The organism is Pseudacidovorax sp. NFM-22, from assembly GCF_021401245.1.
Lineage (GTDB): Bacteria > Pseudomonadota > Gammaproteobacteria > Burkholderiales > Burkholderiaceae_C > Xenophilus.
This window is the reverse complement of the sequence record NZ_JACBFY010000006.1, coordinates 156319-182945: the sequence shown is the minus strand read 5'-3', so window position 1 is coordinate 182945 and position 26627 is coordinate 156319. Positions and strand designations below refer to the sequence as shown.

The window sequence follows — 26627 nt, the reverse complement described above, 5'->3', positions numbered from 1 at the left end:
GGGACCGCGTCCAATCGGACGCGGCGGCCGGGCGCTTCAGCCTTGCAGCAGCTGCCGCAGCACGAAAGGCAGGATGCCGCCGTGCTTGTAGTACTCGACCTCGATGGGCGTGTCGATGCGCAGGCGCACGGTCACTTCCTTCCGGCTGCCGTCCGCGCTTTCGATCACCAGCTTGACATCGTCGCGCTGGGGCTTCAGCTCGCCGGGGATGACCACGTCGATCTTCTCGTCGCCCTTGAGGTTGAGCCCCTGCCAGGAATCGCTGCCCAGGAACTGCAGCGGAAGCACGCCCATGCCGACCAGGTTGGCGCGGTGGATGCGCTCGAAGCTGCGGGCCACCACGGCCTTGATGCCCAGCAGCTGCGTGCCCTTGGCGGCCCAGTCGCGGCTGGAGCCCGTGCCGTATTCCTCGCCGGCGAAGATCACCGTCGGCACGCCCTGTTCGATGTACTTCATCGCGGCGTCGTAGATGTACATCTTCTCGCCATTGGGCTGGAACAGCGTCAGACCGCCCTCCTCGCGCGAACCGTCGGCACCGGCCGGCAGCATCAGGTTCTTGATGCGCACGTTGGCGAAGGTGCCGCGCATCATCACCTCGTGGTTGCCGCGGCGCGAGCCGTAGCTGTTGAAGTCGGCCTTGCCCACGCCATGCGCCTTGAGCCACTGGCCGGCGGGCGAGCTTTCCTTGATGGAGCCGGCCGGGGAGATGTGGTCGGTGGTGATCGAGTCGCCAAAGAGCGCCATCACGCGCGCGCCGATCACGCCGGCCTCCGTCGCCTTCGGCTCCATGCCGAAGCCCTCGAAGAAGGGGGGCTCGGCGATGTAGGTGGAGGTGGGCCAGTCGTAGACCTCGCCCTGCACGCCCTTGATGCTGTTCCACAGCTCGCCCGGGTTGGCGGCGATCTGCTCGTAGTTGCGGCGGAAGGCCTGCGCGTCCATGGCGAAGCGCAGCAGCTCGTCCACCTCGGAGGCGCTGGGCCAGATGTCGCCCAGGTACACGTCCTTGCCGCCTGTGCCCTTGCCCACGGGCTGGGTCATCAGGTCGACCGTCACGTTGCCGGCGATGGCGAAGGCCACCACCAGGGGCGGCGAGGCCAGGAAGTTGGCCTTCAGGTTCGGGTGGATGCGCGCCTCGAAGTTGCGGTTGCCCGACAGCACGGCCGCGCACACCAGGTCGTTGCCGGTGATGACGTCGTTGATCTCGGGCGCCAGGTCGCCGGCATTGCCGATGCAGGTGGTGCAGCCGTAGCCGGCCAGGTAGAAGCCCAGCTTCTCCAGATAGGGCAGCAGCTTCGTCTTCTGCAGGTAGTCGGTGACGATGCGCGAGCCGGGCGCCAGCGAGGTCTTGACGTGCGGCTTCACGGTCAGGCCCGCCTCCACCGCCTTCTTGGCCAGCAGGCCGGCCGCCAGCAGCACGCTGGGGTTGGAGGTGTTGGTGCAGGAGGTGATGGCCGCGATCAGCACATCGCCGTTGCCGATGGAGACCTGCTTGCCGTCGAGCGCGATGTCGTGGCGCACCGCCAGCTTGTCGGCCGGCTGGTTGAAGCCGTTGGCCTCGTTGGGCTTGCTGTAGAGCTCGGTGAAGCGGCCGGACAGGTGGCCCAGGTCGATGCGGTCCTGCGGGCGCTTGGGGCCGGCCAGGCTGGGCGTGACGGTCGACAGGTCCAGCTTGACGGTCTTGGTGTAGTTCAGCGCGCCCGGGGCGGGCATGCCGAACAGGCCCTGGGCCTTGTAGTAGGCCTCCAGGCGCTCGATCTCCTCGTCCGTGCGGCCGGTGCCGCGGAAGTAGGCGATGGTCTTCTCGTCCACCGGAAAGAAGCCCATGGTGGCGCCGTATTCGGGCGCCATGTTGCCGATGGTCGCGCGGTCCGGCACCGGGATGGACGCGGCGCCCGGCCCGAAGAACTCGACGAACTTGCCGACCACCTTCTCCTGCCGGAGGATCTGCGTGACGTAGAGCACCAGGTCGGTGGCCGTGACGCCTTCGCGCAGTTGGCCCGTCAGCTCGAAGCCCACCACGTCGGGCGTCAGGAAGTACACCGGCTGGCCCAGCATGGCCGCCTCGGCCTCGATGCCGCCCACGCCCCAGCCGACCACGCCCACGCCGTTGATCATGGTCGTGTGGCTGTCGGTGCCCACCAGCGAGTCCGGGTACCAGGTGGGGAAGTCGGCCTTGTCGTCGGCCGACTTGTAGACGCCCCGCGCCAGGTACTCCAGGTTCACCTGGTGCACGATGCCGAAGCCCGGCGGCGTCACGCCGAAGGTGTCGAAGGCCTGCATGCCCCACTTCATGAACTGGTAGCGCTCCTTGTTGCGGGAGAACTCCAGCTTCATGTTCAGGTCCAGCGCCTGGGGCGTGCCGTAATGGTCCACCATCACCGAGTGGTCGACCACCAGGTCCACGGGAACCAGCGGCTCGATGGTCTTGGGCGACTTGTCGAGACGCTTGGCGGTGCTGCGCATGGCGGCCAGGTCGGCCAGCAGCGGCACGCCGGTGAAGTCCTGCAGCACCACGCGCGTCACGACGAAGGGAATCTCCTCCGTGCGCTCGGCAGTGGGCTGCCAGTTGGCCAGTTGCTCCACATGCTCCGCGGCGACCTTCTGGCCGTCGCAGTTGCGCAGTACCGACTCCAGCACGATGCGGATCGACACCGGCAGCTTGGCGATATTGGGGAATTTCTTGGTCAGCTCGGGCAGCGACCAATATTTGCCTTGCCGGCCAGAGGCCGTCTTGAAGGTCTTGAGGGCGGAAGCGAAGACGTGGGGAGTAGCAGCGTCAGCCATGAGAAGCATCCTTCTTGTTCGAACCAACGAGCAAGATAGCAGGCTTTGAAGGCACTGGACGTCAGCGGGGTGCCCCTCCTACCGAGGCGCTCAGGCTTGCAGCGCGGGCCGGCGGCGCGGCGACGTGGCGCGAAGGCCGGCCCATTGCGCAGCAGCCACTGCCAGCACCACCACGGCCTGCAACCCCAACCAGGCCGCGCCGAGCGCCGTAGGCTGCAGGCGGCCCCCGGCAAGCAGGACCAGGCATCCCAGGGCCCAGCCAAGATTGCCGATGGCCACCAGGGCAATGAGGACGCGGGGCGACACAGCGCGGCTGGCCATCCACGCCGCCGCGGCGGCATAGACCAGCAGGAACAGGCCGCTGTAGCCAAGCAGCGCCGAAGGCAGTCCGGTCATCGCGGACAGCGGCGCGGTCGCTGCGCACTGGATGGCGCCCGTGAGCAGGCAGGACGCGGCATCCAGCCCCATCACGCGGGAAAGAAAACGGGGCGAGTTCAGGATCGGGGACATGGCAACTCCTTGCAGGGTGGATGGAATCGACGGGGGCCGGGGGCACCCCGTCGAACGCATCCTCCCGCCGCCGCTGCACCGCGGCCATGACCTGGCAGGTCATGGTCCGGCCACGGAGGGGACCGCCAGAATGGCCGCATGTCCGCCAGTCCCCACCCCGACTCCTCCCCGCCGCCGGGCAGCGATGCGTCCTTCGGCGCCCATCTGCGCCACTGGCGCCAGCACCGGCGAATGAGCCAGCTCGACCTGGCCCACGAGGCCGACATCTCCACGCGCCACCTCAGCTGTGTCGAAACCGGCCGCGCCCTGCCCAGCCGCGACATGGTGCTGCGGCTGGCCGAGCGGCTCTCGGTGCCGCTGCGCGAACGCAACCGATGGCTGGTGTCCGCCGGCTATGCGCCGATGTACCGCGAACGGCCCATCGACGATCCGGCACTGGCCATGGCCCGCCAGGCCGTCGACCGTCTGCTGCAGGCCCACGAGCCCTACCCCGCACTGGCCGTGGACCGCCACTGGCAACTGGTGGCGGCCAATGCGCTCGTGCCGCGGCTGCTCGAAGGCGTCGCGCCCTTTCTGCTGGCAGCGCCGGCCAACGTGCTGCGCCTGAGCCTGCATCCCCAGGGCCTGGCGCCGCGCATCACCAACCTGCGCGCCTGGCGGGCGCACCTGCTGGAGCGCCTGGCCCAGCAGATCGGCGCCACCGGCGATCCGGTGCTGCAGGCGCTGCACCAGGAGTTGTCCGGCTACACCCTGCCGGCGACCCGCGATGAGGCCGCGACCGATGGCGATCTCGCCGGCATCGCCGTGCCCTTGTGCCTTCGCCATGGCGGGGCGGTGCTCCATCTCATCAGCACCACCACCGTCTTCGGCACGCCGGTGGACATCACGCTGCAGGACCTGGCCATCGAATCCTTCTTCCCGGCCGACGCGGCCACCTCGGCGGCGCTCGCCGCCCTGGCCACCGAGGCGCCGCTGTCGAACGGGGTCGGCATGCGCTGACAGGCGGACGCGCCTGCAGGCGTCAGGCGCTCACGCGGAGGGCTTCTACGGTGCATGGCACGCGTCCACACGACGCGCCGCCTCACCCACCCATCAGAAGGACAAAGGAAGTTCGCCATGACCCACACCGACGACCACGCCAAGCTCTGGGAGCTGATCAAGGACACGCGTTTCGGCATGCTCACGCACCGCCACGGCGATGGCCTGCTACACAGCCACCCGCTGACCACGCAGAACCGCTCGGTGGACGAGAACGCCACGCTGTACTTCTTCATTCCGCTCGACGGCGAGATCGCCCGCCATGTCGCCAGCGATCCGGTCGTGAACGTGGCCTACGCCAATCCGGACGACGACAGCTATGTGTCGGTGGCCGGCCGGGCGGTGCTCTCGAATGACGAGACCATGAAGCGCGAACTCTTCAACAAGGTCGCGGAGGCCTGGTTCCCCAAGGGCGTGGACGATCCCAACCTGGGCCTGCTGGCCGTGGGCATCGAAGCGGCCGAGTACTGGGACGTGACCGAGAGCAAGGTCACGCAGTTGCTCAAGATTGCGCGCGCCGCGATGGGCGGCAAGGCGCCGCCGTCGATGGGCGAGCACAAGAAGCTGGACCTCTGATTCCGTTGCCGCGCCTCTGCGCGGCTCACCAGCGCTTTAGCCGAACGACCGCAAGGCTGCAGTTTGACCGCCCCCTGGCCGAACGAAAAAGGGCCCGCCGAAAGGCGGGCCCTTGCATTGGCGATGCGCCGGCTCAGGCCAGCGACCAGGATCAGGCAGCGACGCCGTCGGCCACTTCCTTGTAGTCCTCGATCTTGTCGAAGTTCAGGTACTGGTAGATCTTGTCGCCGTTCTGGTTGATGACACCGATGTCCGCCATGTACTCGTCCTTGGTCGGAATGCGGCCCAGCTTGGAGCAGATGGAGGCCAGCTCTGCCGAACCCAGGTACACGTTGGTGTTCTTGCCCAGGCGGTTCGGGAAGTTGCGGGTGCTGGTGGACATCACCGTCGCGCCTTCGCGTACCTGTGCCTGGTTGCCCATGCACAGCGAGCAGCCGGGCATTTCGGTGCGGGCGCCGGCATTGCCGAAGACGCCGTAATGGCCTTCCTCGGTCAGCTGCTGGGCGTCCATCTTGGTCGGCGGGGCGATCCACAGCTTGACCGGGATGTCGCGCTTGCCCTCCAGCAGCTTGGACGCCGCGCGGAAGTGGCCGATGTTGGTCATGCACGAGCCGATGAACACCTCGTCGATCTTGGCGCCGGCCACGTCGGACAGCGTCTTCACGTCGTCCGGGTCGTTCGGGCAGGCCACGATGGGCTCATGGATGTCGGCCAGGTCGATCTCGATCACGGCGGCGTACTCGGCATCGGCATCGGCCTTGAGCAGCTGCGGGTCCTTCAGCCAGGCTTCCTGGGCGTCGATGCGGCGCTGCAGCGTGCGGGCGTCCTGATAGCCCTCGGCGATCATCCACTTCATCAGCGTGATGTTGCTGTTGATGTATTCGATGATCGGTTCCTTGTTCAGGTGCACCGTGCAGCCGGCGGCCGAGCGCTCGGCGCTGGCGTCGGACAGTTCGAAGGCCTGTTCCACCTTCAGCTCGGGCAGGCCCTCGATCTCGAGGATGCGGCCGGAGAAGATGTTCTTCTTGCCCTTCTTCTCCACCGTCAGCAGGCCCTGCTTGATGGCGTAGAGCGGAATGGCGTTGACCAGGTCGCGCAGCGTGACGCCGGGCTGCATCTGGCCCTTGAAGCGGACCAGCACCGATTCGGGCATGTCCAGCGGCATCACGCCAGTGGCGGCCGCGAAGGCCACCAGGCCGGAGCCTGCGGGGAAGCTGATGCCGATCGGGAAGCGCGTGTGCGAGTCGCCGCCGGTGCCCACGGTGTCGGGCGTCAGCAGGCGGTTGAGCCAGCTGTGGATCACGCCGTCGCCCGGGCGCAGGGAGATGCCGCCGCGGGTGCTGATGAAGTCGGGCAGCTCGTGGTGCATCTTCACGTCCACCTTCTTGGGGTAGGCGGCCGTGTGGCAGAAGGACTGCATGACCAGGTCGGCCGAGAAGCCGAGGCAGGCCAGGTCCTTCAGCTCGTCGCGGGTCATCGGGCCGGTCGTGTCCTGGGAGCCGACCGAAGTCATCTTGGGCTCGCAGTAGGTGCCCGGGCGGATGCCCTGGCCTTCGGGCAGACCGCAGGCGCGGCCGACCATCTTCTGCGCCAGGGAGAAGCCCTTGCCGGTGTCGACCGGCGCCTTCGGCAGGCGGAACAGCGTGGAAGCCGGCAGGCCCAGCGCCTCGCGCGCCTTGGTGGTGAGGCCACGGCCGATGATCAGCGGAATGCGGCCGCCAGCGCGCACTTCGTCGAACAGCACGTCGCTCTTGACCTGGAACTCGGCGATGACCTGACCGTCCTTGAGCGCCTTGCCTTCGTAGGGGCGCAGTTCGATCGTGTCGCCCATGTTCATCTGGCTCACGTCCAGCTCGATGGGCAGGGAGCCGGCGTCTTCCATGGTGTTGTAGAAGATCGGGGCGATCTTCGTGCCCAGGCAGATGCCGCCGAACTTCTTGTTCGGGATGTAGGGGATGTCCTCGCCCGTCCACCACAGCACGCTGTTGGTGGCCGACTTGCGCGACGAACCGGTGCCGACCACGTCACCCACATAGGCCACGGGCAGACCGCGGGCGACCAGGTCCTGGATGAACTTGACCGGGCCGCGCTTGCCGTCTTCCTCGGGCTCGAAGGGCGCGCCCTCGCGCTTGTTCTTCAGCATCGCCAGGGCGTGCATCGGAATGTCGGGACGGGTGGTGGCGTCGGGGGCCGGCGACAGGTCGTCGGTGTTGGTCTCGCCGGGCACCTTGAAGACGGTGAAGGTGATGCTCTGGGGCACTTCCGGACGGCTGGTGAACCATTCCGCGTCGGCCCAGCTCTGCAGCACCGCCTTGGCGTTGGCGTTGCCGGCATCGGCCAGTTCCTTGACGTCGTGGAACTGGTCGAACATCAGCAGCGTCTTCTTGAGGCCTTCGGCCGCCACGGCGCCGACTTCGGCGTCCTTGAGCAGGTCGATCAGCGGGCCGATGTTGTAGCCGCCCAGCATGGTGCCCAGCAGTTCGGTGGCGTGCGCGCGGCTGATGAGCGCGTTCTTCTCGGTGCCATGGGCGATGGCGGCGAGGTAGCTGGCCTTGACCTTGGCCGCATCGTCCACGCCGGCGGGCACGCGGTGCGTCAGGAGGTTCAGCAGGAATTCGCCATCCTTGGCGGTGGCGGACTTCAGAAGTTCGATGACTTCGCTGGTCTGCTTGGCCGACAGGGGAAGCGGGGGGATGCCCAGCGCGGCGCGCTCGGCGACATGGTCAACGTAGGCTTGCAACATCTTTCTTTTCTCCGGAAAACGTTCGGACAGCATCCATTCACGCCGGCAGCCGCAGGGGTTCGAGCCCTCCCAGGGCCTGCGCGCCGACGGTGGCCACGGCGAGCGGCTCCAAGCAAGAGCCGCGCCGATGGCCAGCCAGGCTGCGGGTTATTTCTTGGGCGCGTCGGCGCCTTCGAACAGCGCCTTGGGCGGGTTCTTCTTCATCTCTTCGGCGAAGGCCACCTGCGCGGCCGCCTGGCATTCGTCGGCCATGCGCACGCCCTGCTTCTGGTTCATGAGCATGGACTTGTTGCCCAGCTGCAGCCACATGGCGCCCGCGCGGCTGTCCTCCAGGCGGATGGCACCGGTGCGGCTCTCGACCGGATGCATGCGGTACTTGGCGCCCTTGGTGCTGACGGTGAAGAAACCGGGCTTGGCGTCGTCGGCCGTCACGGTCACATCCGCACCCAGTTCGCACTGGATCTTGCCGGTGAAGACGCGCTTGGCGACCTCGATGTCGTTGTCGGTGAGCACGGCGTCGTCGGCGACGGGCGTGGTCTCTTCCACCGCCTTGACGGCGCTGGCCTTGAGGTGCTGCTTGCCCTTGACGTGCACGACCTTGTCCTTGGACGCGGCCTTGGCGGCAGGCTTGGCCTTGGCGGCGGCCTTCTCGGTGGTGCTGCTGGCCTGGGCCAGTGCGGAAAGCGGCAGCGCGAGCGCGGCAGCGGCGATGAACGCGAGGGTCTTGTTCATGGTGAGAGGAACCTTCCTTGGATGGCGGAGTTCAGGTGGACGCGTCGTCCGTCGCAAACCAGCCGGCGGCTTGGTCCGGCAACGTACGTCCGGTGGCGTGTGCGCGCATCAGCACCTGCCAGAAGTGGCGGTAGCTCGCGCGGTCGTGCAATGTGCCATCAAAGCTGATGGGCGCCCAATCTGCTTCTTGTGCTGAAGCTATTATTTGTGTAGCAATTTGAATCTGATCCTCGTCCGGCGCGAAGGCCTCGAGGATGGGACGGATCTGGTTCGGATGGATGCTCCACATCCGTGTGTAGCCGAACTCCCGCGCCGCCCGGCGCGCAGCGCTCTTCATGGCCTGCGCATCGTTGAACTCGGTCACGACGCAATGGGACGGGACCTTGCCAAAGGCGTGGGCGGCACTCGCGATGGCCAGCTTGGCGCGGACGACCAGCGGGTGCGAGAACTGGCCCTGCGCGCCCATGCCGTCCGCCGGGATGGCGCCGGCATGGGCCGAGACGAAGTCCATCAGGCCGAAACTGAGCGACTGCACCCGAGGATGCGCCGCGATGTCGAAGGCATGGTGCACCGCCAGCGGGGACTCGATCAGCACATGCAGCGGCAGTCGGGAGGCACCGGCCGCGTCCAGAGCGGCCACGGCGCTCGCCACATCGGCCGGCCGTTCCACCTTCGGGACCATCAGGTAGGCCAGGCGGTCGCCGGCCTGGCCGGCAATGGTGTCGACGTCGGCCTCGAACGCAGGATGGTCGACCGGATGAACGCGAACGCCCACGCGCATGCCGGGCGCAGCGTTGCGGGCCAATTCGACGACGAGCCGGGCATGATCCGCTTCGCCCCCGACGGGCGCCCCGTCCTCGCAGTCGAGCGTGACGTCGAAGACACAGGCCCCGAATTCGGCCGCCATCTCGGCCTGCAGCGCCAGGCTCTTGCGCATGCGGGCCTCGACGCCGCTGTAGTGGTCGCACACCGGCAGCGCGACAGCGCCGGCCTGGGCGCCGAGCAGCACCTCCGCCGGGTGCGCGGCGCGTCGTAAAGCCATGGAATCGGCACTCATGAGGGACGGCGTGCCACGATGAACATGCGCGGAAAGGCCAGCAGGCGGCGGCCGTCGGTGCGCCCCGGATAGGCCGCGTCGACGCCCTGCTCGTAGGCCTGCAGGTAGCTGGCCCGCAGGTCCGCCGGCAAAGGATCGAGGAAAGGGCGAAGGCCGGTACCGCTGACCCACTCGACGATGGCCGCGGCCGAAGCCATGCGGTGCTGATAGACGGTGTGCCAGACGTCGACCTCGGCCGCCTCGGGCGCCAGCAGGTCGTAATAGCCACCGATCGTCAGCAGCTCGGTGCGCACGCGGTCGGCGTCGCCGATGTGCGCGGCCCAGGGCGCACGGCCGGCCAGCTCGCGCATCAGGCGATGCGTGGGCTCCTGGCGGTTGTCAGGCATCTGGATGGCCAGCACGCCCCCCGGCGCCAGCGAGGAGAAGAGCCGCGGCAGCAGCTCTTCGTGGCCCGGCACCCATTGCAGGGCGGCATTGGCATAGATGAGATCGGGCGCGTCGCCTGAAGGCTGCCAGGTGCCGATGTCGCCCAGCTCGAAGCGGGACTGCGGCAGCCGCTGGCGCGCGGCGACGATCATGGATTCGGCGTTGTCGATGCCGATCACCTCGGCATCCGGGAAGCGGCGCACCAGGAGCTCGGTGGAGTTGCCCGGGCCGCAACCCAGGTCGACCACCCGCCTCGCCGACGTCAACGGCACCCGCGCCAGCAACTCGGCGGCCGGGCGGGTCCGCTCATCCTCGTAGCGGCGGTACAGCGCGGGATCCCAATCCATGGTGTCGAAGGAAGAGTCGGAAAACGGGCCCCGCGTTCCCGGGCCATCGGAAAGAAGGTCCGCGAGGCGGCTGGAACCTCTTCCCGCCGCGCGCCCGGCCGAGCCGGCCGGAACGCGCGTGGCCTCGGAAGGCCTCAGAGCAGGTGCTTGACGCCGTCCTGCTCGCCCTGCAGTTCGGCCAGGGTCTTGTTGATGCGCTCTTGCGAGAAGGCGTCGATCTCCAGGCCCTCGACGATCTTGTACTTGCCGTTCTCGGTGGTGACCGGGAAGCCGAAGATCACGTCCTTGGGGATGCCGTATTCGCCGTTGGAGGGCACGCCCATGGTGACCCACTTGCCCTGCGAGCCCAGGGCCCAGTCGCGCATGTGGTCGATGGCGGCATTGGCGGCCGAGGCGGCCGAAGACAGACCGCGCGCATCGATGATGGCGGCGCCGCGCTTGCCCACGGTGGGCAGGAACACGTCGGCGTTCCAGACCTGGTCGTTGATGGCGTCCTTCACGCTCTTGCCGCCGATGGTGGCGAAGCGGTAGTCGGCGTACATGGTGGGCGAATGGTTGCCCCACACGGTCAGCTTCTCGATCTCGCCGACCTGGCCACCGGTCTTCGCGGCGATCTGGCTGGCGGCGCGGTTGTGGTCGAGGCGCAGCATGGCGGTGAAGTTCTCGCGCGGCAGGCTGGGCGCGCTCTTCATGGCGATGTAGGCGTTGGTGTTGGCGGGGTTGCCGACCACCAGCACCTTGACGTCGCGGCTGGCGACCTTGTCCAGGGCCTTGCCTTGGGCGGTGAAGATCTGGGCGTTGGCGGCCAGCAGGTCGGCGCGCTCCATGCCAGGACCGCGGGGGCGCGCACCCACCAGCAGGGCGTAGTCGGCGTCCTTGAAGGCGACTTCCGGATCACCGGTGGGGATCACGCCGGCCAGCAGCGGGAAGGCGCAGTCTTCCAGTTCCATGATCACGCCCTTGAGCGCCTTCTGGGCCTTCTCGTCGGGGATCTCCAGCAGTTGCAGGATGACCGGCTGGTCCTTGCCGAGCATCTCGCCCGAGGCGATGCGGAACAGGAGGGCGTAACCGATTTGGCCGGCGGCGCCGGTGACGGCGACGCGAACGGGCTTTTTGCTCATGGGAAGACTCCAGACGAAGAGAAAGGAAACGGAACGTGCCGTGCGAGCCCTGCCTGCAGGAATCTGCACATCGACCGGCACCGCCAATCGACCCGGGGCAGGAAACAACCGCGCATTCTAGGCCGATTCCATGGCGCACGTCTTATGTCTTATATAAGATGTGGGACTTGGCACGCTTCGCGATGCCCATCTTGCACGCCCCACCCATGTCCTCCCCACCCGCCGCGGATGCCGGCACGCCTTCCTTCAGCCCGCTGTACCAGCAGATACGGGCCTTGATCCTGCAGAGCCTGCAGGCGGGGGAATGGAAGCCGGGTGAGCCGATCCCCAGCGAGATCGAACTCGCCGCACGCTTTCGCGTGAGCCAGGGCACGGTGCGCAAGGCCATCGACGAGCTGGCGGCCGACAACCTGCTGGTCCGCCGGCAGGGCAAGGGCACCTTCGTCGCCACTCATGCAGAGCAGCAGGTGCAATACCGGTTCCTCAAGCTGGTGCCCGACCAGGGAAGCCCCACCAGCGAGGGGCCTGCAGAGCGCACCATCGTGGACTGCCGAAGGGTGCGCGCGAGCGCCGAGGTCGCGCGGGCGCTGGCCTTGCGCGCGGGCGACGCCGTGTTGCAGGTGCGCCGGGTGCTGGCCTATGCCGGCGTGCCCACGATCCTCGAAGACCTCTGGCTGCCCGGCGCGCCCTTCAAGGGGCTCACGGCGGAACGCCTGGCCGAGTGGCGCGGCCCCATGTACGAGATGTTCGAGACCGAGTTCGGCGTCCGCATGGTGCGGGCGGAGGAAAAGCTGCGCGCCGTTCTCCCCGATGCCGAGCAGGCTTCGCTGCTTCAGGTGACACTGCAGACGCCGCTGCTCTCGGTGGAACGCATCGCCCACACGTATCACGATGCGCCGATGGAGCTGCGCCGCGGCCTGTACCGCACCGACACGCACCACTATCGCAATGACCTTGGCTAGCCCGCGGCCCCCTCCGGCACTGATGGGCAGGAACGATGTTGCTTCAAAAAATATAGCAACGAAGCAAGGCGACAGAAAGCTTCAGAGACAGCCCATGCAACATGGTGCATTGCAATAGAATTTTGAGTTGCCTGCATAAACGTCCTGACACGAGTCGCCCTATCGACCTCCCAGAAAGAACCTCCCCATGACAGAGCTAGCTTCCAAGACCAGGCCGCCGCGCCGCGAATTCCGCAACATCAACGTGGTCACGGATCTCACGGGCTACCGGCTTCCGCCGGCAGGCATCGTGTCCATCCTGCACCGTGTCAGCGGCGTGCTGATGTTCCTGCTGATGCCCTTCATCATCTGGATGTTCGACACCTCCGTCTCTTCGGAAATCTCCTATGCCAAGTTCAAGGCCGCCTTCGACAGCGGCCTTGGTTTTTTGCCGGGATGGTTCCTGAAGCTCGTGGCCCTGGCTCTGATCTGGGGCTACCTGCACCACTTCTGCGCGGGCCTGCGCCATCTCTGGATGGACGTCAGCCATGCGGCCGTGACCAAGGAGTTCGGCAAGACCTCCGCCATCGTCGTCCTGGCCATCAGCATCCTCCTGACGCTGGCGCTCGGCGCCAAGCTGTTCGGCCTGTACTGATCACAAGAAGAAGGCACACAACACCATGGCAGTGAATTACGGCTCCAAGCGCACCGTCGTCGGCGCGCACTACGGCCTGCGCGACTGGCTCTCGCAGCGCGTCACCGGCGCGCTGATGGCGGTCTTCACCATCGTCGTCCTCGCGCAGGTTCTCCTCACCCGCGGCCCCGTCGGCTACGACCAGTGGGCAGGCATCTTTGCCCCGCAATGGATGAAGGTCCTGACCTTTGCAGTGATCGCCGCGCTCCTCTGGCACGTATGGGTGGGCATGCGCGACGTGTGGATGGACTACGTCCAGCCCGTCGGCATCCGTCTGTTCATGCAAATCTTCACCATCGTCTGGCTCGTCGGTTGTGCCGGCTGGGCGATTCAAGTGCTCTGGAGGATCTGAGCCCATGTCGTACACCAAAGCAAAAATCGCGACGCGCAAGTTCGACGTCGTCATCGTCGGCGCCGGCGGCTCCGGCATGCGTGCCGCGCTCGAACTCTCGCGCGCCGGCCTGAACGTGGCCTCGCTGTCCAAGGTCTTCCCCACCCGCTCGCACACGGTGGCGGCGCAGGGCGGCGTGTCGGCCTCGCTCGGCAACATGTCCGAGGACAACTGGCACTACCACTTCTACGACACCATCAAGGGCTCCGACTGGCTGGGCGACCAGGACGCCATCGAGTTCATGTGCCGTGAAGCACCGAAGGTCGTGATCGAGCTCGAACACTTCGGCATGCCCTTCGACCGCAACCCGGACGGCACGATCTACCAGCGCCCCTTCGGCGGCCACACCGCCAACTATGGCGAGAAGCCCGTGCAGCGCGCCTGCGCCGCGGCCGACCGCACCGGCCACGCCATGCTGCACACGCTGTACCAGCAGAACGTGAAGGCCAAGACGAACTTCTTCGTCGAGTGGATGGCCCTGGACCTGATCCGCGACGCCGACGGCGACGTGGTGGGCGTCACCGCCATCGAGCTGGAAACCGGCGACCTGTTCGTGCTGCAGGCCAAGGCCGTGCTGCTGGCCACCGGTGGCGCGGGCCGCATCTTCGCGGCTTCCACCAACGCCTTCATCAACACCGGCGATGGCCTGGGCATGGCGGCACGCGCCGGCATCCCGCTGCAGGACATGGAGTTCTGGCAGTTCCACCCCACTGGCGTGGCCGGCGCGGGCGTGCTGCTGACCGAAGGCTGCCGCGGCGAAGGCGCCATCCTGCTCAACAGCAATGGCGAGCGCTTCATGGAGCGCTATGCGCCCACGCTGAAGGATCTGGCCCCGCGCGACTTCGTCTCGCGTTCGATGGACCAGGAGATCAAGGAAGGTCGCGGCTGCGGTCCCAACAAGGACTACATCCTGATGAAGCTGGACCACCTGGGCGCCGACACCATCCGCAAGCGCCTGCCCTCGGTGGAGGAAATCGGCCACAACTTCGCCAACGTGGACATCACCAAGGAGCCGATCCCGGTCGTGCCCACCATCCACTACCAGATGGGCGGCATCCCGACCAACATCAACGGCCAGGTGGTGGTGCAGAACGGCGACGTGCACAACCAGGTCGTGGGTGGCCTGTACGCGGTGGGCGAATGCTCCTGCGTGTCGGTGCACGGCGCCAACCGCCTGGGCACCAACTCGCTGCTGGACCTGCTGGTCTTCGGCAAGTCCGCCGGCAAGCACATCGTCGACTTCGTCAAGAACAGCGGCGAGCACAAGCCCCTGCCGGCCGACGGCGCCGACCGCACCCTGGCCCGCCTGAACCAGCTGCAGGATTCGAATGACGGCCTCTATGCGCAGGACATCGCCAACGACATCCGCGCCACCATGCAGCAGCACGCCGGCGTGTTCCGCACCCAGGCCAGCATGGACGAGGGTGTGGTCAAGGTGGCCGATCTGCGCAGCCGCGTGCCGGCCGTGACGCTCAAGGACAAGTCCATGGTGTGGAACACCGCACGCATGGAAGCACTCGAAGTGGACAACCTGATCGAAGTGGCGCAGGCCACGATGGTCTCGGCCGCTGCCCGCAAGGAATGCCGCGGCGCCCACACGGTGGACGACTACGAGCACCCGGCCGACCATCCGGAGTTCCCGCTTGGCCGCAACGACAAGGAGTGGATGAAGCACACGCTGTGGCACAGCGCGGGCAACAACCTCACCTACAAGCCGGTCAACCTCAAGCCGCTGACCGTCGACAGCGTGCCGCCGAAGGTCCGCACGTTCTGACATCGCCGCAACCCCACGAGACACCGACATGAAGCGCACATTCCAGATCTACCGCTACGACCCGGACAAGGACGCCAAGCCCTACATGCAGACCGTCGAGATCGAACTCGACGGCCACGAGCGCATGCTGCTGGACGCCCTGGTCAAGCTCAAGGCCCAGGATCCGAGCATCGCCTTCCGCCGCTCCTGCCGCGAAGGCGTCTGCGGCTCCGACGCGATGAACATCAACGGCAAGAACGGCCTGGCGTGCCTCACCAACATGAACACGCTCAAGGGCACCATCGTGCTCAAGCCGCTGCCGGGCCTGCCCGTGATCCGCGACCTGATCGTGGACATGACGCAGTTCTTCAAGCAGTACCACTCGATCAAGCCCTACCTCATCACCGAGGCCCTGGCGCCTGATCGCGAGCGCCTGCAGTCGCCCGAAGAGCGCGAAGAGCTCAACGGCCTGTACGAGTGCATCCTGTGCGCCAGCTGCTCCACCAGCTGCCCCAGCTTCTGGTGGAACCCGGACAAGTTCGTCGGCCCGGCCGGCCTGCTGCAGGCCTACCGCTTCATCGCCGACAGCCGCGACGAAGCCACCGGCGCGCGGCTCGACAACCTCGAAGACCCGTACCGCCTGTTCCGCTGCCACACGATCATGAACTGCGTGGACGTGTGCCCCAAGCACCTGAACCCCACCAAGGCCATCGGCAAGATCAAGGAGCTGATGGTGCGCCGCGCCATCTGATCCTGGCCGAACGAAGCAACGGAGACGACACGCCATGCCGCAAGTGCAGCCAGCCCCGGGCGCATCCGACGAACGACTCGACGAGCGCGCCCTGGCCCGGCTGCAGTGGCGTTGCCGACGCGGGTTGCTGGAGAACGACATCTTCATCACCCGCTTCTTCGAGCGGCATGGCGCTGGCCTGACCCGGGCGCAGGCCCAGGCGATCGAAACCCTGATGGACCTGGCGGACAACGACCTGCTCGACCTTCTGCTGCGCCGAAAGGAGCCCGAGCCCGCATGGGCCGGGGCCGAGGTGGCGGCGGTGCTGGAGCTGATGCGCCCCCCGGGCGACCGGCTCGCGGCCTGAGCCGCTCCATCCGATCCTTCGCCACCCTCTCCCATTTCCTCCACCTTCTCAAGAGAAAGTCGACATGAAAGCCTCCGACATCAAGGCCACGCTCGCGTTCAGCAATGGCGGCCAAGCCATCGATCTGCCGATCTACAAGGGCACGGTCGGTCCGGACGTCATCGACATCCGCAAGCTGTACGCGCAGACGGGCATGTTCACCTACGACCCGGGCTTCCTGTCCACGGCGTCGTGCCAGTCGGCCATCACGTACATCGACGGCGACAAGGGCGAGCTGCTGTACCGCGGCTACCCCATCGAGCAGCTCGCCGTGAACTGCGACTTCCTGGAAACCTGCTACCTGCTGCTCAACGGTGAACTGCCCAACGAGTCGCAGAAGGCCGAGTTCACCGACACGGTGACGCGCCACACGATGGTGAACGAGCAGATGCAGTTCTTCCTGCGTGGCTTCCGCCGCGACGCGCACCCGATGGCCGTGCTGACCGGCCTGGTGGGCGCCCTGTCGGCCTTCTATCACGACAGCACCGACATCAATAACCCCGAGCATCGCGAGATCGCGGCCATCCGCCTGATCGCCAAGATGCCCACGCTGGTCGCCATGGCCTACAAGTACGGCACCGGCCAGCCGTACATGTATCCGAAGAACGACCTGAGCTACTCGGGCAACTTCCTGCGCATGATGTTTGGTACGCCGTGCGAAGAGTACAAGGTCAACCCGGTCATCGAGCGCGCCATCGACCGCATCTTCATCCTGCACGCGGACCACGAGCAGAACGCGTCGACCTCCACCGTGCGCCTGTGCGGCAGCTCGGGCACCAACCCCTTCGCCGCCATCGCGGCCGGCGTGGCCTGCCTGTGGGGCCCTGCCCACGGCGGTGCCAACGAGGCCTGCCTGAACATGCTGGAAGACATCCAGCGCAATGGCGGTGTCTCCAAGGTCGGCGAGTTCATGGAGAAGGTCAAGGACAAGAACTCCGGCGTCAAGCTGATGGGCTTCGGCCACCGCGTGTACAAGAACTACGACCCGCGCGCCAAGCTGATGCAGGAAACCTGCAACGAGGTCCTGTCCGAGCTGGGCCTGGAAAAGGACCCGCTGTTCGCCCTGGCCAAGCAGCTGGAAAAGATCGCGCTGGAAGACGACTACTTCGTGCAGCGCAAGCTCTACCCGAACGTCGACTTCTACTCCGGCATCGTGCAGCGCGCCATCGGCATCCCGGTCAACCTGTTCACCGGCATCTTCGCGCTGGCCCGCACCGTGGGCTGGATCGCTCAGCTCAACGAGATGATCAGCGACCCCGAGTACAAGATCGGCCGTCCGCGTCAGCTGTTCACCGGCGCCGACAAGCGCGACGTCAAGCCGATCGCCCAGCGCTGAACGCCGCCCGCATGCAGGTGCCGCGAGGCGCCCGCCTGCAATGCATAGGCCGCCTTCGGGCGGCCTTTTTGCGTCTTGGCTGACATCCGCCTGACTTTCCGGTCGTCAAATTGCGCTGCGGAGGGTGACCTCCGACATCCACATCGTCCACGAAGAGGAAGGAAACGTCCCATGAAGAAACTCGCCGCCCTGCTCGCCATCACTTTCGCCGTCTCCGTGCCGCTGGCCGGTTGCAACACCTTCAAGGGTGCGGGCCAGGACGTCCAGAAGGCGGGCGAAAAGATCGAAGATTCTGCGAAGAAGCGCCAGTGACCGTGGGCGGCATCGCCGCTTCACACCACCGGACGGCCCCTCGTGGGCCGTTTTTCTTGGCACGCCGCGACCGTCATGGCGCGACGGCGCACAACGTGTTCTCGCGCTGCCAGCCGCCCCATCGCCATCCGCGATGACTGACATGAGCAAACCATAGGAAAATCACGCCTCCCCTCGTGGATCGTGATGACCTCGCCTGCCCCACTCACCCTCGAACGCAGCTTTGCGCGCCGCATCGACCTGACGTCGCTGCAGCTGTTCGTGGCCGTGTGCGAACTGGGCAGCATCGGCCGCGCGGCCGAGCGCGAGTTCATCGCGGCATCGGCCATCAGCAAACGACTGTCCGACCTCGAATCCACGCTCGGCATCAGCCTGCTCTACCGCCATGCCCGGGGGGTGGACCTGACGCCCGCGGGCGAGAGCCTTCTGCACCACGCCCGCGCCATGCTCTACAGCCTGGAGAAGATGCAGGGCGAGCTCTCCGAGTACGCCGAGGGCGTGCGCGGCCATGTGCGGGTGCATGCCAACATCTCCGCCATCGTGCAGTACCTGCCCGAGGATCTGGGCGCCTTCGCCCGGCTTCACGAAGGCATCAAGATCGACCTGGAAGAGCACCTCAGCCACGAGGTAGTGCGCGCGGTGCAGGCCGGCGCGGCCGACCTGGGCATCTGCCATGTGCCCGAGGGTGATGCCGGCGAGTTGCAGACGCTGCCCTACCGCCGCGACCAATTGGCGCTCGTGCTGCCGCAGCAGCATCCGCTCGCCTCGCAGCCGTCCGTCGCCTTCGCCCAGACGCTGGACGAGGACCACGTGGGCCTTCACACCCACAGCTCCATCTACCGTGCGATGTACCAGGCCGCCACCGCCGAAGGCCGCAGCGTGCGGCTGCGCATCCACGTCACCGGGCTGGACGCCATGTGCCGCATGATCGACAACGGCCTGGGCGTGGGCGTGATGCCGCGCCGCGCCTTCGAACTCATGCAGGCCGGCATCGGCCGCCGCCTGGCCGCAGTGGACCTCAGCGACGACTGGGCGCGCCGCGAGATCCGCCTGGTGGCCCGCGACTTCTCCACCCTGCCGGTGGCGGCGCGCACGCTGGTGCAGCACCTGCAGCCGCCCGAGGCCGTGGAGGCGCCTGCCGGCGCAGCCACCGCCTGAGCCGCACGACTTCTTCCCCCACGATTTCCCACCAAAGACGAGACCCCATGGCCCGCACGCTCTACGACAAGATCTGGGACGAGCACGTCGTCCACACCGAGGAAGACGGCACCGCCGTCCTCTACATCGACCGCCATCTGGTGCACGAAGTGACCAGCCCGCAGGCCTTCGAAGGACTGCGCCAGGCCGGCCGCAAGCTGTGGCGCGTCAGCTCGGTGGTGGCCACCGCCGACCACAACACGCCCACCACCGGCTGGGAGCGCGGCTACGACGGCATCGCCGATCCGATCAGCAAGGAACAGGTCACCACGCTGAACACCAACATCGAGGAATTCGGCGCCGCCGCCTTCTTCCCCTTCCTGTCCAAGCGCCAGGGCATCGTGCACGTGATCGGCCCCGAGAACGGCGCCACGCTGCCGGGCATGACGGTGGTCTGCGGCGACAGCCACACCTCCACCCACGGCGCCTTCGGCGCGCTGGCCCACGGCATCGGCACCAGTGAGGTCGAGCATGTGATGGCCACGCAGACCCTGCTGGCGAAGAAGGCCAAGAACATGCTGGTCAAGGTCGAGGGCAAGCTGCCCCTGGGCTGCACGGCCAAGGACATCGTGCTGGCCATCATCGGCAGGATCGGCACCGCCGGCGGCACCGGCTACACCATCGAATTCGCCGGCTCCGCCATCCGCGACCTGTCGATGGAAGGCCGCATGACGGTCTGCAACATGGCCATCGAAGGCGGTGCACGCGCCGGCCTGGTGGCCGTCGACCAGAAGACCATCGACTACGTGAAGAACCGCCCGCTGGCGCCCACCGGCGTGGAATGGGACCAGGCCGTCGCCTACTGGAAGACGCTGCATTCGGACCCGGACGCCAAGTTCGACACCGTGGTCGAACTCAATGCCGCCGAGATCAAGCCGCAGGTCACCTGGGGCACCTCTCCCGAGATGGTGCTGCCCATCGACGGCCGCGTGCCCGACCCCGACAAGGAAAAGGACGCCAACAAGCGCGGCGCCATCGAGCGCGCCCTGGCCTACATGGGCCTGGAGCCCAACAAGGCGATGAACGACATCTTCGTCGACAAGGTGTTCATCGGCAGTTGCACCAACAGCCGCATCGAGGACATGCGCGAGGCCGCCACGGTGGTCAGGAAGCTGGGCCAGAAGGTGGCCAAGAACATCAAGGTGGCGATGGTGGTGCCGGGCTCGGGCCTCGTGAAGGAACAGGCCGAGCGCGAGGGCCTGCACGAGGTCTTCAAGGCGGCCGGCTTCGAGTGGCGCGAGCCCGGCTGCTCGATGTGCCTGGCCATGAACGCCGACCGGCTGGAGCCAGGCGAGCGCTGCGCCTCCACCAGCAACCGCAACTTCGAAGGCCGCCAGGGCGCGGGCGGACGCACCCACCTGGTGAGCCCGGCCATGGCCGCCGCCGCCGCCATCCGCGGCCACTTCGTCGACATCCGCACCATCGCCTGAGCCAGGGAGCAGACACCATGCAGAAATTCACCGTGCACAAGGGCCTCGTCGCCCCGATGGACCGCGAGAACGTCGACACCGACGCCATCATCCCGAAGCAGTTCCTCAAGTCGATCAAGCGCACCGGCTTCGGCCCCAACCTGTTCGACGAGTGGCGCTACCTGGACCATGGCGAGCCCGGCATGGACCCGGCCAGCCGCAAGCCCAACCCCGACTTCGTGCTGAACCAGCCGCGCTACCAGGGCGCCTCGGTGCTGCTGGCACGCAAGAACTTCGGCTGCGGCTCAAGCCGCGAGCACGCGCCCTGGGCGCTGGACCAGTACGGCTTCCGCGCCATCATCGCGCCCAGCTTTGCCGACATCTTCTTCAACAACAGCTTCAAGAACGGCCTGCTGCCCCTGGTGCTGCCCGAGGCCACCGTGGCCAAGCTGTTCGACGAGGTGTTCGCCTTCCCGGGCTATGAACTGACCGTGGACCTGGACCGCCAGGTGGTCGTCAAGCCCGATGGCGAAGAGCTGCCGTTCGAGGTCCAGCCCTTCCGCCGCTACTGCCTGATGAACGGCCTGGACGACATCGGTCTGACACTGCGCCACAAGGACAAGATCAAGGCCTTCGAGGCCGAGCGGCTCGCCGCCAAGCCGTGGCTTGCCCACCAGATGATCGCCTGACCCATTTCTCTCTTACCGAAACACCACTTATGAAAATCGCAGTTCTGCCCGGCGACGGCATCGGCACCGAAATCGTCGCGGAGGCCGTGCGCGTGCTGGACGCGCTGGACCTCAACTTCGAGATGGAGACCGCCCTGGTCGGCGGCGCCGCCTACGAGGCCCACGGCCATCCGCTGCCCGAGGCCACACTCAAGCTGGCCAAGGAGGCCGATGCCGTGCTCTTCGGGGCCGTCGGCGACTGGAAGTACGACAAGCTGGACCGCCCGCTGCGCCCCGAACAGGCCATCCTGGGCCTGCGCAAGAACCTGGGCCTGTTCGCCAACTTCCGCCCCGCCATCTGCTACGAGCAGCTGACGCATGCCTCCAGCCTCAAGCCCGAACTGGTCGCGGGCCTGGACATCCTGATCATCCGCGAGCTGACCGGCGACATCTACTTCGGACAGCCACGCGGCAAGCGCGTCGCCACCGACGGCCACTTCCCCGGCGCTGACGAGGCCTTCGACACCATGCGCTACTCGCGCCCGGAGATCGAGCGCATCGCTCGCGTGGCCTTCGAGGCCGCGCGCAAGCGCAACAGGCGCGTGACCAGCGTGGACAAGGCCAACGTGCTGGAGACCTTCCAGTTCTGGAAGGACGTGGTCACCGAGGTGCACAAGGACTACCCCGACATCGAGTTGGAGCACATGTACGTCGACAACGCGGCCATGCAGCTCGTGAAGAAGCCCAAGGCCTTCGACGTGATCGTGACCGGCAACATGTTCGGTGACATCCTCTCGGACGAAGCCTCGATGCTCACCGGCTCCATCGGCATGCTGCCCTCAGCCAGCCTGAACGACAGCAACCAGGGCCTGTACGAGCCCAGCCACGGCAGCGCGCCCGACATTGCCGGCAAGGGCGTGGCCAATCCGCTGGCGACCATCCTGAGCGCGGCGATGATGCTGCGCTTCTCCCTCAACCAGGAAGAAGCCGCCCAGCGCATCGAGACCGCCGTCAAGGCCGTGCTGGCGCAGGGCCTGCGCACGCCCGACATCTGGAGCGAAGGCACGACGAAGGTCGGCACGCGAGAGATGGGCGATGCCGTGCTGAAGGCCCTGGCCTGAAAAGGTGTGAACGCGGCGCCCGTCGGGCGCACGCGACATCCGCTGCAAAACGGCCCTGTTGGGCCGTTTTGCATGTAGGACGATACCGATGCGCGCTACAATCGCGCCCCATGTTTGTCGCCCGCCCGTTCGCCCTGAACACCGTGCCTGCCGCCCTGGCCAGCACCGCGCGCGCATCCATCACCAAAACCACGACGACCATTAAGGGCTGACCCAGCCTGGTTCGTCGCGCGTGCCTTCCCCCTGGCCCCGGACGAGCCAGGCGGGCCAGCCCCTTCGCCGCGGTCTTCTTTGTATGACTCTGAAAGGGCTTTTGAAATGAGCAAGTTGGTAGGTTTGGTCGGCTGGCGCGGCATGGTCGGCTCGGTCCTGATGGACCGCATGGTGGCCGAGAAGGATTTCGACCTGATCGAGCCGCTGTTCTTCTCCACCTCGAACGCCGGCGGCAAGGCGCCCGCCATGGCCAAGAACGAGACCACGCTGCAGGACGCCTTCGATATCGCGCAGCTCAAGCGCTGCGAGATCATCATCACGGCCCAGGGCGGCGACTACACCACCGAAGTCTTCCCCAAGCTGCGCGCCGCCGGCTGGAACGGCCACTGGATCGACGCCGCCTCCACCCTGCGCATGAAGGACGACGCCGTCATCGTGCTCGATCCGGTCAACATGCCGGTCATCAAGAACGCGCTGTCCGACGGTGGCCGTAACTGGATCGGCGGCAACTGCACCGTCAGCTGCATGCTGATGGGCGTGGGCGCGCTCTACAAGGCCGGCCTGGTCGAGTGGATGAGCACGCAGACCTACCAGGCTGCATCGGGTGGCGGTGCGCAGCACATGCGCGAGCTGCTCACGCAGTACGGCACGCTCTACTCGGAAGTGAAGGCCCTGCTGGACGACCCCAAGAGCGCCATCCTCGAGATCGACCGCCAGGTCATCGCCAGGCAGCGCAGCCTGTCGGGCGAAGAGACGGCCAACTTCGGCGTGCCCCTGGGCGGTTCGCTGATCCCCTGGATCGACAAGGACCTGGGCGACGGCATGTCCAAGGAAGAATGGAAGGGCATGGCCGAGACCAACAAGATCCTCGGCCAGGGCGAAGGCTTCGGCAGCCCCGCCGTGCCGGTCGATGGCTTCTGCGTGCGCGTGGGCGCCATGCGCTGCCACAGCCAGGCCCTGACCTTCAAGCTCAAGAAGGATGTGCCGCTGGCGGACATCGAGGCCATGATCGCGGCCGACAACGCCTGGGTGAAGGTGGTGCCCAACACGCGCGAAGCCACCCTCAAGGACCTGACGCCCGTGGCCGTGACCGGCACCATGACGATCCCGGTCGGCCGGCTGCGCAAGATGGCCATGGGGCCCGAGTACCTGGGCGCCTTTACCATCGGCGACCAGCTGCTCTGGGGCGCGGCGGAACCGTTGCGCCGCATGCTGCGCATCCTGCTGGACGCTTAACACTCCTCATCATGCGTTGCCCCGGGGCAACGCATGATCTGGATGAGACGGCCGGCGCCCCAACCGAGCGGTGCCCTTCGCCTTGTTTTCGGGCAGCGCGGGTGTTAACGTCTACTTACATTTTTCGGGCATGGCCCGCGACAGCATGACCAGACTCTCGCCGCCTGCGCAGGCCGCCGGGCGCGACACGGCCGCTTCGGCGGCCGTTCGCCGTTTCCGCATTTCTCCACTGGGCTGGGCCGTGGTGGCGGCGTTCGGCCTGTGGTCCAGCCAGTCGCAGGCGCTGACGCTGGGCGCGCTGAATGTGCTGTCGGCGCTGGGCGAGCCCCTGCGGGCCGAAGTCCAGGTCACCGACGTCACCCAGGCCGAGGCGACGAACCTGCAGGTCCGCCTGGCTGCACCCCAGACTTTCCAGAACGCCGGCTTGACGTTCGCCGATACGCTGCAGGGCGTGCGCACCACGCTCCAGCGGCGCGCGGACGGCGGCTACGTGGTCCGCCTGGAAGGGGTGCGTCCGATGAACGACCCGTTCGTGGACATCCTGATCGAAGCCAATTCGCCCAGCGGGCGACTGGTCCGGGACTACACCGCACTGATCGATCCGCCGCAGAGCCGGGCGCCCGCGCCATCGTCCGGCGTGGCCATCGACCGCCCGATCACGCCCGCACCCATCCGCCGGGCCGCAAGAGCCGAGCGGCCGGCAGCCACCCCGGTGGAAGCCGCGGCAGCGCCCGCTCCGGCAGCGGTCCCGCCAGGGGCTGCAAGCGCCATCACCGTGCGCGCGGGCGACACCGCCGGCCGCCTGGCCGCGGCCGCCAAGCCGGCCGATGTCTCGCTCGACCAGATGCTGCTGGCCATGCTGCGCGCCAACCCCAGCGCCTTCATGAACGGCAACGTCAACCGGCTGCGCGCCGGCGCCGTGCTGCAGATGCCTTCGGCCGACGCGGCCCGGGCCACACCGCCGGAGGAAGCCCGCCGCACCATCGTGGCCCAGAGCCGCGACTTCAACAGCTACCGGCAGCGCCTGGCCACCAACGCGCCCTCGATGAACGTGGAGGGGGCGGACCGGCAGGCGTCGGGCGGCCTCCAGGCGCGCGTGCAGGACCGATCGGCCGCGGGCGCATCCGCAGACCGGCTGACCATCTCGCGGGGCGCGGCGCCGGGCCAAGCCTCGGCCGAGGAGCGCCTGGCACAGCAGCGCCAAGCAAAGGAAGCCAGCAGCCGGGTCGCCGAACTCTCCCGCAACATCGAGGAGCTCAACCGGCTGCAAGGCGCATCGAGCGGCGCGTCCGCAGGCACGGCGGCGCCCGCACAGTCCGCACCTGCCGGGCCTTCCGCCGCTCAGACCGCGGCGCCCTCCGAGGGAACGGCGGGCGGTACGGGCACACCAGGCGTGACGGCGCCTTCCACCACAGGGGCCGCCTCGTCGACGCCCGCAGCCACGGTGCCGGCGCCGCAAGCTGCCGCGTCCGGCGGGGCCGCCGTGGCGGTGCCCGCGGCACCGGCCTCCGCAGCGGCATCTCCCGCACCGGTCCCGCCTGCCCCCTCCGCCACGCAGGAAGAACAAGGCCTGCTGGAGTCGCTGCTGGCCAATCCGCTGATTCTGGCGGGTGGCGGCATCGTCGTGCTGTTGTTGCTGCTCGCCCTGCTGGCTCGCCGGCGCCAGCAGCAGAAGAAGGACGCGGCAGAGAGCCTCTTCCCCGAAAGCCTGCAGAAGGACTCCTACTTCGGCGGCTCCGGCGGCGCGACGGTCGACACCAAGGAGGACCACAGCGGCGCCTCCTCGCTCAACTATTCGCCCAGCCAGCTCGATGCAGGCGATGTGGACCCGGTGGCGGAGGCCGACGTGTACCTCGCCTACGGCCGCGACCTCCAGGCCGAGGAGATCCTCAAGGAAGCGCTGCGCACGTCGCCGGAACGCACCGGCATCCAGCTCAAGCTGCTGGAGATCTACGCCCGCCGCCGCGACGCCCGCGCTTTCGAGCAACTGGCGCTCGAGTTGCAGGCGCAGACGGGCGGCAAAGGGTCCGACTGGCATCGCGCGCAGGAATTGGGCCGCAGCCTCGACCCGTCCAACGCGCTCTACCAGGGCGCCCATGCGGCCGACGCCCCGGCAGCAGCCCTGCCTGCCGGCCTGGCGCCTGCCATGGGCGCCGCCGGCATCGCCGCCTCCGCCAGCGCGGCCGGCGCCATGTCCGCCGCCCCCAAGGAGGAGCCGAAGCCCCAGGCGTTCGTGCCGTCGGTGGCGCCCCTAGATTTCGACCTGGATCTGGACCTGCCGCCCGCACGCACGCCGGCGGCCGCCCCGGCGCCCACGACGCCATCGGTCTCGTCGCTGTTCCCGTCGGCGCTGGCCGATGACCCGCGCCCGGCTCCCGGCGGGCCGTCCTCGGGACTTCGCGGCGCGGCGGACGAGCCCACCATTCCGGCGCCCCTGCGTTCGGCCCCGGTCGGCGATCTGGGCAACGACTTCGACACCGCCCCAGCCGAACTGGAGCCGATGGCAGGGTTCCGCCATGTCGGCGACGAGGTGCGCACCCAGCCTGCCACGCTGCATGCGCCGCTCTCCATGGAAGGCTCGGACATCTTCAGCCGCGACTTCCATGCCGCGCTCAACACGGCCGACACACAGCCCATGGACCTGCCGCTGCACATTCCCACGGGCATCGACCCTGGCCCCGGGGAAAGCGCCGACGCCGTCAAGCTGTCGCTCGCGCGCGAGTTGCACGCGCTGGGCGATCCGGAAGGCGCCCGCATGCTGCTGGAGGAGTTGATCGCCGAAAGCGACGGCGCCCTGCAGGACGACGCACGCCGCCTGCTGGCCGAACTGCGCTGATACTCCAGGGCCGCGCCGTGCCACCCAGCCAGGGGGGCCGGCCCGGCCCT

General features: G+C 67.5%; 23 protein-coding genes. 16 read left to right on the top strand and 7 right to left on the bottom strand.

Translation table 11 applies throughout. The features are described from left to right. Positions 1–36: 36 nt before the first annotated feature. A complete protein-coding gene (gene acnA, locus L0984_RS21125; RefSeq protein WP_234196136.1) occupies positions 37–2784 on the bottom strand; it encodes an aconitate hydratase AcnA in 2748 nt (915 codons plus the stop codon). Positions 2785–2874: 90 nt separating this feature from the next. Continuing rightward, positions 2875–3294: a hypothetical protein gene (locus L0984_RS21120; RefSeq protein ID WP_234196134.1), complete on the bottom strand. Its 420-nt coding sequence runs from the start codon at positions 3292–3294 to the stop codon at positions 2875–2877. Positions 3295–3432: 138 nt separating this feature from the next. On the opposite strand from L0984_RS21120, the gene L0984_RS21115 reads away from it, so the two are divergent. Continuing rightward, positions 3433–4293, top strand: coding sequence for a helix-turn-helix domain-containing protein (locus L0984_RS21115; protein ID WP_234196133.1), 861 nt, complete (start codon positions 3433–3435; stop codon positions 4291–4293). 117 nt (positions 4294–4410) lie between these two features. Next, on the top strand, positions 4411–4908 hold the full coding sequence (locus tag L0984_RS21110; protein WP_234196131.1) for a pyridoxamine 5'-phosphate oxidase family protein: 498 nt from the start codon (positions 4411–4413) through the stop codon (positions 4906–4908). A 151-nt stretch (positions 4909–5059) separates the two neighbouring features. Here L0984_RS21110 and L0984_RS21105 read toward each other — a convergent pair whose 3' ends face one another. From L0984_RS21105 to L0984_RS21085, 5 genes are all read right to left on the bottom strand, one after another. Further along, the gene (locus L0984_RS21105) at positions 5060–7651 is read right to left on the bottom strand and encodes a bifunctional aconitate hydratase 2/2-methylisocitrate dehydratase (protein WP_234196129.1); all 2592 of its coding nucleotides are present in this window, start codon (positions 7649–7651) and stop codon (positions 5060–5062) included. Between the two features lie 147 nt (positions 7652–7798). Further along, on the bottom strand, positions 7799–8383 hold the full coding sequence (locus tag L0984_RS21100) for a hypothetical protein (protein WP_234196128.1): 585 nt from the start codon (positions 8381–8383) through the stop codon (positions 7799–7801). 31 nt (positions 8384–8414) lie between these two features. Then, a complete protein-coding gene (locus tag L0984_RS21095) occupies positions 8415–9440 on the bottom strand; it encodes an HpcH/HpaI aldolase/citrate lyase family protein (RefSeq protein WP_234196126.1) in 1026 nt (341 codons plus the stop codon). Further along, on the bottom strand, positions 9437–10213 hold the full coding sequence (tam, locus tag L0984_RS21090) for a trans-aconitate 2-methyltransferase (protein WP_234196124.1): 777 nt from the start codon (positions 10211–10213) through the stop codon (positions 9437–9439). The genes L0984_RS21095 and tam overlap by 4 nt, the downstream gene beginning before the upstream one ends. A gap of 134 nt (positions 10214–10347) precedes the next feature. Next, positions 10348–11334: a malate dehydrogenase gene (locus tag L0984_RS21085; protein ID WP_058644257.1), complete on the bottom strand. Its 987-nt coding sequence runs from the start codon at positions 11332–11334 to the stop codon at positions 10348–10350. Between the two features lie 206 nt (positions 11335–11540). Between L0984_RS21085 and L0984_RS21080 the strand changes: the two genes are divergently transcribed. The 14 genes from L0984_RS21080 to L0984_RS21015 all read left to right on the top strand — a co-directional run bounded on the left by L0984_RS21080 (position 11541) and on the right by L0984_RS21015 (position 26577). Next, positions 11541–12296 carry a GntR family transcriptional regulator gene (locus L0984_RS21080; protein WP_234196123.1) on the top strand — a complete coding sequence of 252 codons (756 nt, stop codon included), beginning with the start codon at positions 11541–11543 and terminating at the stop codon, positions 12294–12296. Between the two features lie 187 nt (positions 12297–12483). Continuing rightward, positions 12484–12930: a succinate dehydrogenase, cytochrome b556 subunit gene (gene sdhC, locus L0984_RS21075; RefSeq protein ID WP_234196121.1), complete on the top strand. Its 447-nt coding sequence runs from the start codon at positions 12484–12486 to the stop codon at positions 12928–12930. Positions 12931–12955: 25 nt separating this feature from the next. Then, complete coding sequence (sdhD, locus tag L0984_RS21070) at positions 12956–13321, top strand: succinate dehydrogenase, hydrophobic membrane anchor protein (protein WP_017761522.1); 366 nt, start codon at positions 12956–12958, stop codon at positions 13319–13321. A 4-nt stretch (positions 13322–13325) separates the two neighbouring features. Next, positions 13326–15134: a succinate dehydrogenase flavoprotein subunit gene (sdhA, locus tag L0984_RS21065; protein ID WP_234196119.1), complete on the top strand. Its 1809-nt coding sequence runs from the start codon at positions 13326–13328 to the stop codon at positions 15132–15134. 28 nt (positions 15135–15162) lie between these two features. Continuing rightward, positions 15163–15864 (top strand): succinate dehydrogenase iron-sulfur subunit, encoded by a 702-nt coding sequence (locus tag L0984_RS21060; RefSeq protein ID WP_234196118.1) that lies wholly within the window; start codon positions 15163–15165, stop codon positions 15862–15864. Positions 15865–15898: 34 nt separating this feature from the next. Then, positions 15899–16210, top strand: a complete 312-nt coding sequence (locus L0984_RS21055) for an FAD assembly factor SdhE (RefSeq protein ID WP_234196116.1) — start codon at positions 15899–15901, stop codon at positions 16208–16210. 64 nt (positions 16211–16274) lie between these two features. Next, positions 16275–17585 (top strand): citrate synthase, encoded by a 1311-nt coding sequence (locus L0984_RS21050; RefSeq protein ID WP_234196114.1) that lies wholly within the window; start codon positions 16275–16277, stop codon positions 17583–17585. 171 nt (positions 17586–17756) lie between these two features. Further along, complete coding sequence (locus tag L0984_RS21045) at positions 17757–17897, top strand: entericidin A/B family lipoprotein (protein ID WP_114802580.1); 141 nt, start codon at positions 17757–17759, stop codon at positions 17895–17897. Positions 17898–18083: 186 nt separating this feature from the next. Then, positions 18084–19055: a LysR family transcriptional regulator gene (locus L0984_RS21040; RefSeq protein WP_234196112.1), complete on the top strand. Its 972-nt coding sequence runs from the start codon at positions 18084–18086 to the stop codon at positions 19053–19055. A gap of 47 nt (positions 19056–19102) precedes the next feature. Continuing rightward, entirely contained in the window at positions 19103–20524 is a 1422-nt protein-coding gene (gene leuC / locus L0984_RS21035; RefSeq protein WP_234196110.1) for a 3-isopropylmalate dehydratase large subunit, read from the top strand. 17 nt (positions 20525–20541) lie between these two features. Further along, complete coding sequence (gene leuD, locus L0984_RS21030) at positions 20542–21192, top strand: 3-isopropylmalate dehydratase small subunit (RefSeq protein ID WP_076507931.1); 651 nt, start codon at positions 20542–20544, stop codon at positions 21190–21192. Between the two features lie 29 nt (positions 21193–21221). Continuing rightward, entirely contained in the window at positions 21222–22292 is a 1071-nt protein-coding gene (gene leuB, locus L0984_RS21025; RefSeq protein ID WP_234196108.1) for a 3-isopropylmalate dehydrogenase, read from the top strand. Positions 22293–22610: 318 nt separating this feature from the next. Beyond that, a complete protein-coding gene (gene asd / locus L0984_RS21020; RefSeq protein WP_234196106.1) occupies positions 22611–23741 on the top strand; it encodes an aspartate-semialdehyde dehydrogenase in 1131 nt (376 codons plus the stop codon). A 145-nt stretch (positions 23742–23886) separates the two neighbouring features. Further along, on the top strand, positions 23887–26577 hold the full coding sequence (locus tag L0984_RS21015; RefSeq protein ID WP_234196104.1) for a FimV/HubP family polar landmark protein: 2691 nt from the start codon (positions 23887–23889) through the stop codon (positions 26575–26577). Positions 26578–26627: the final 50 nt, after the last annotated feature.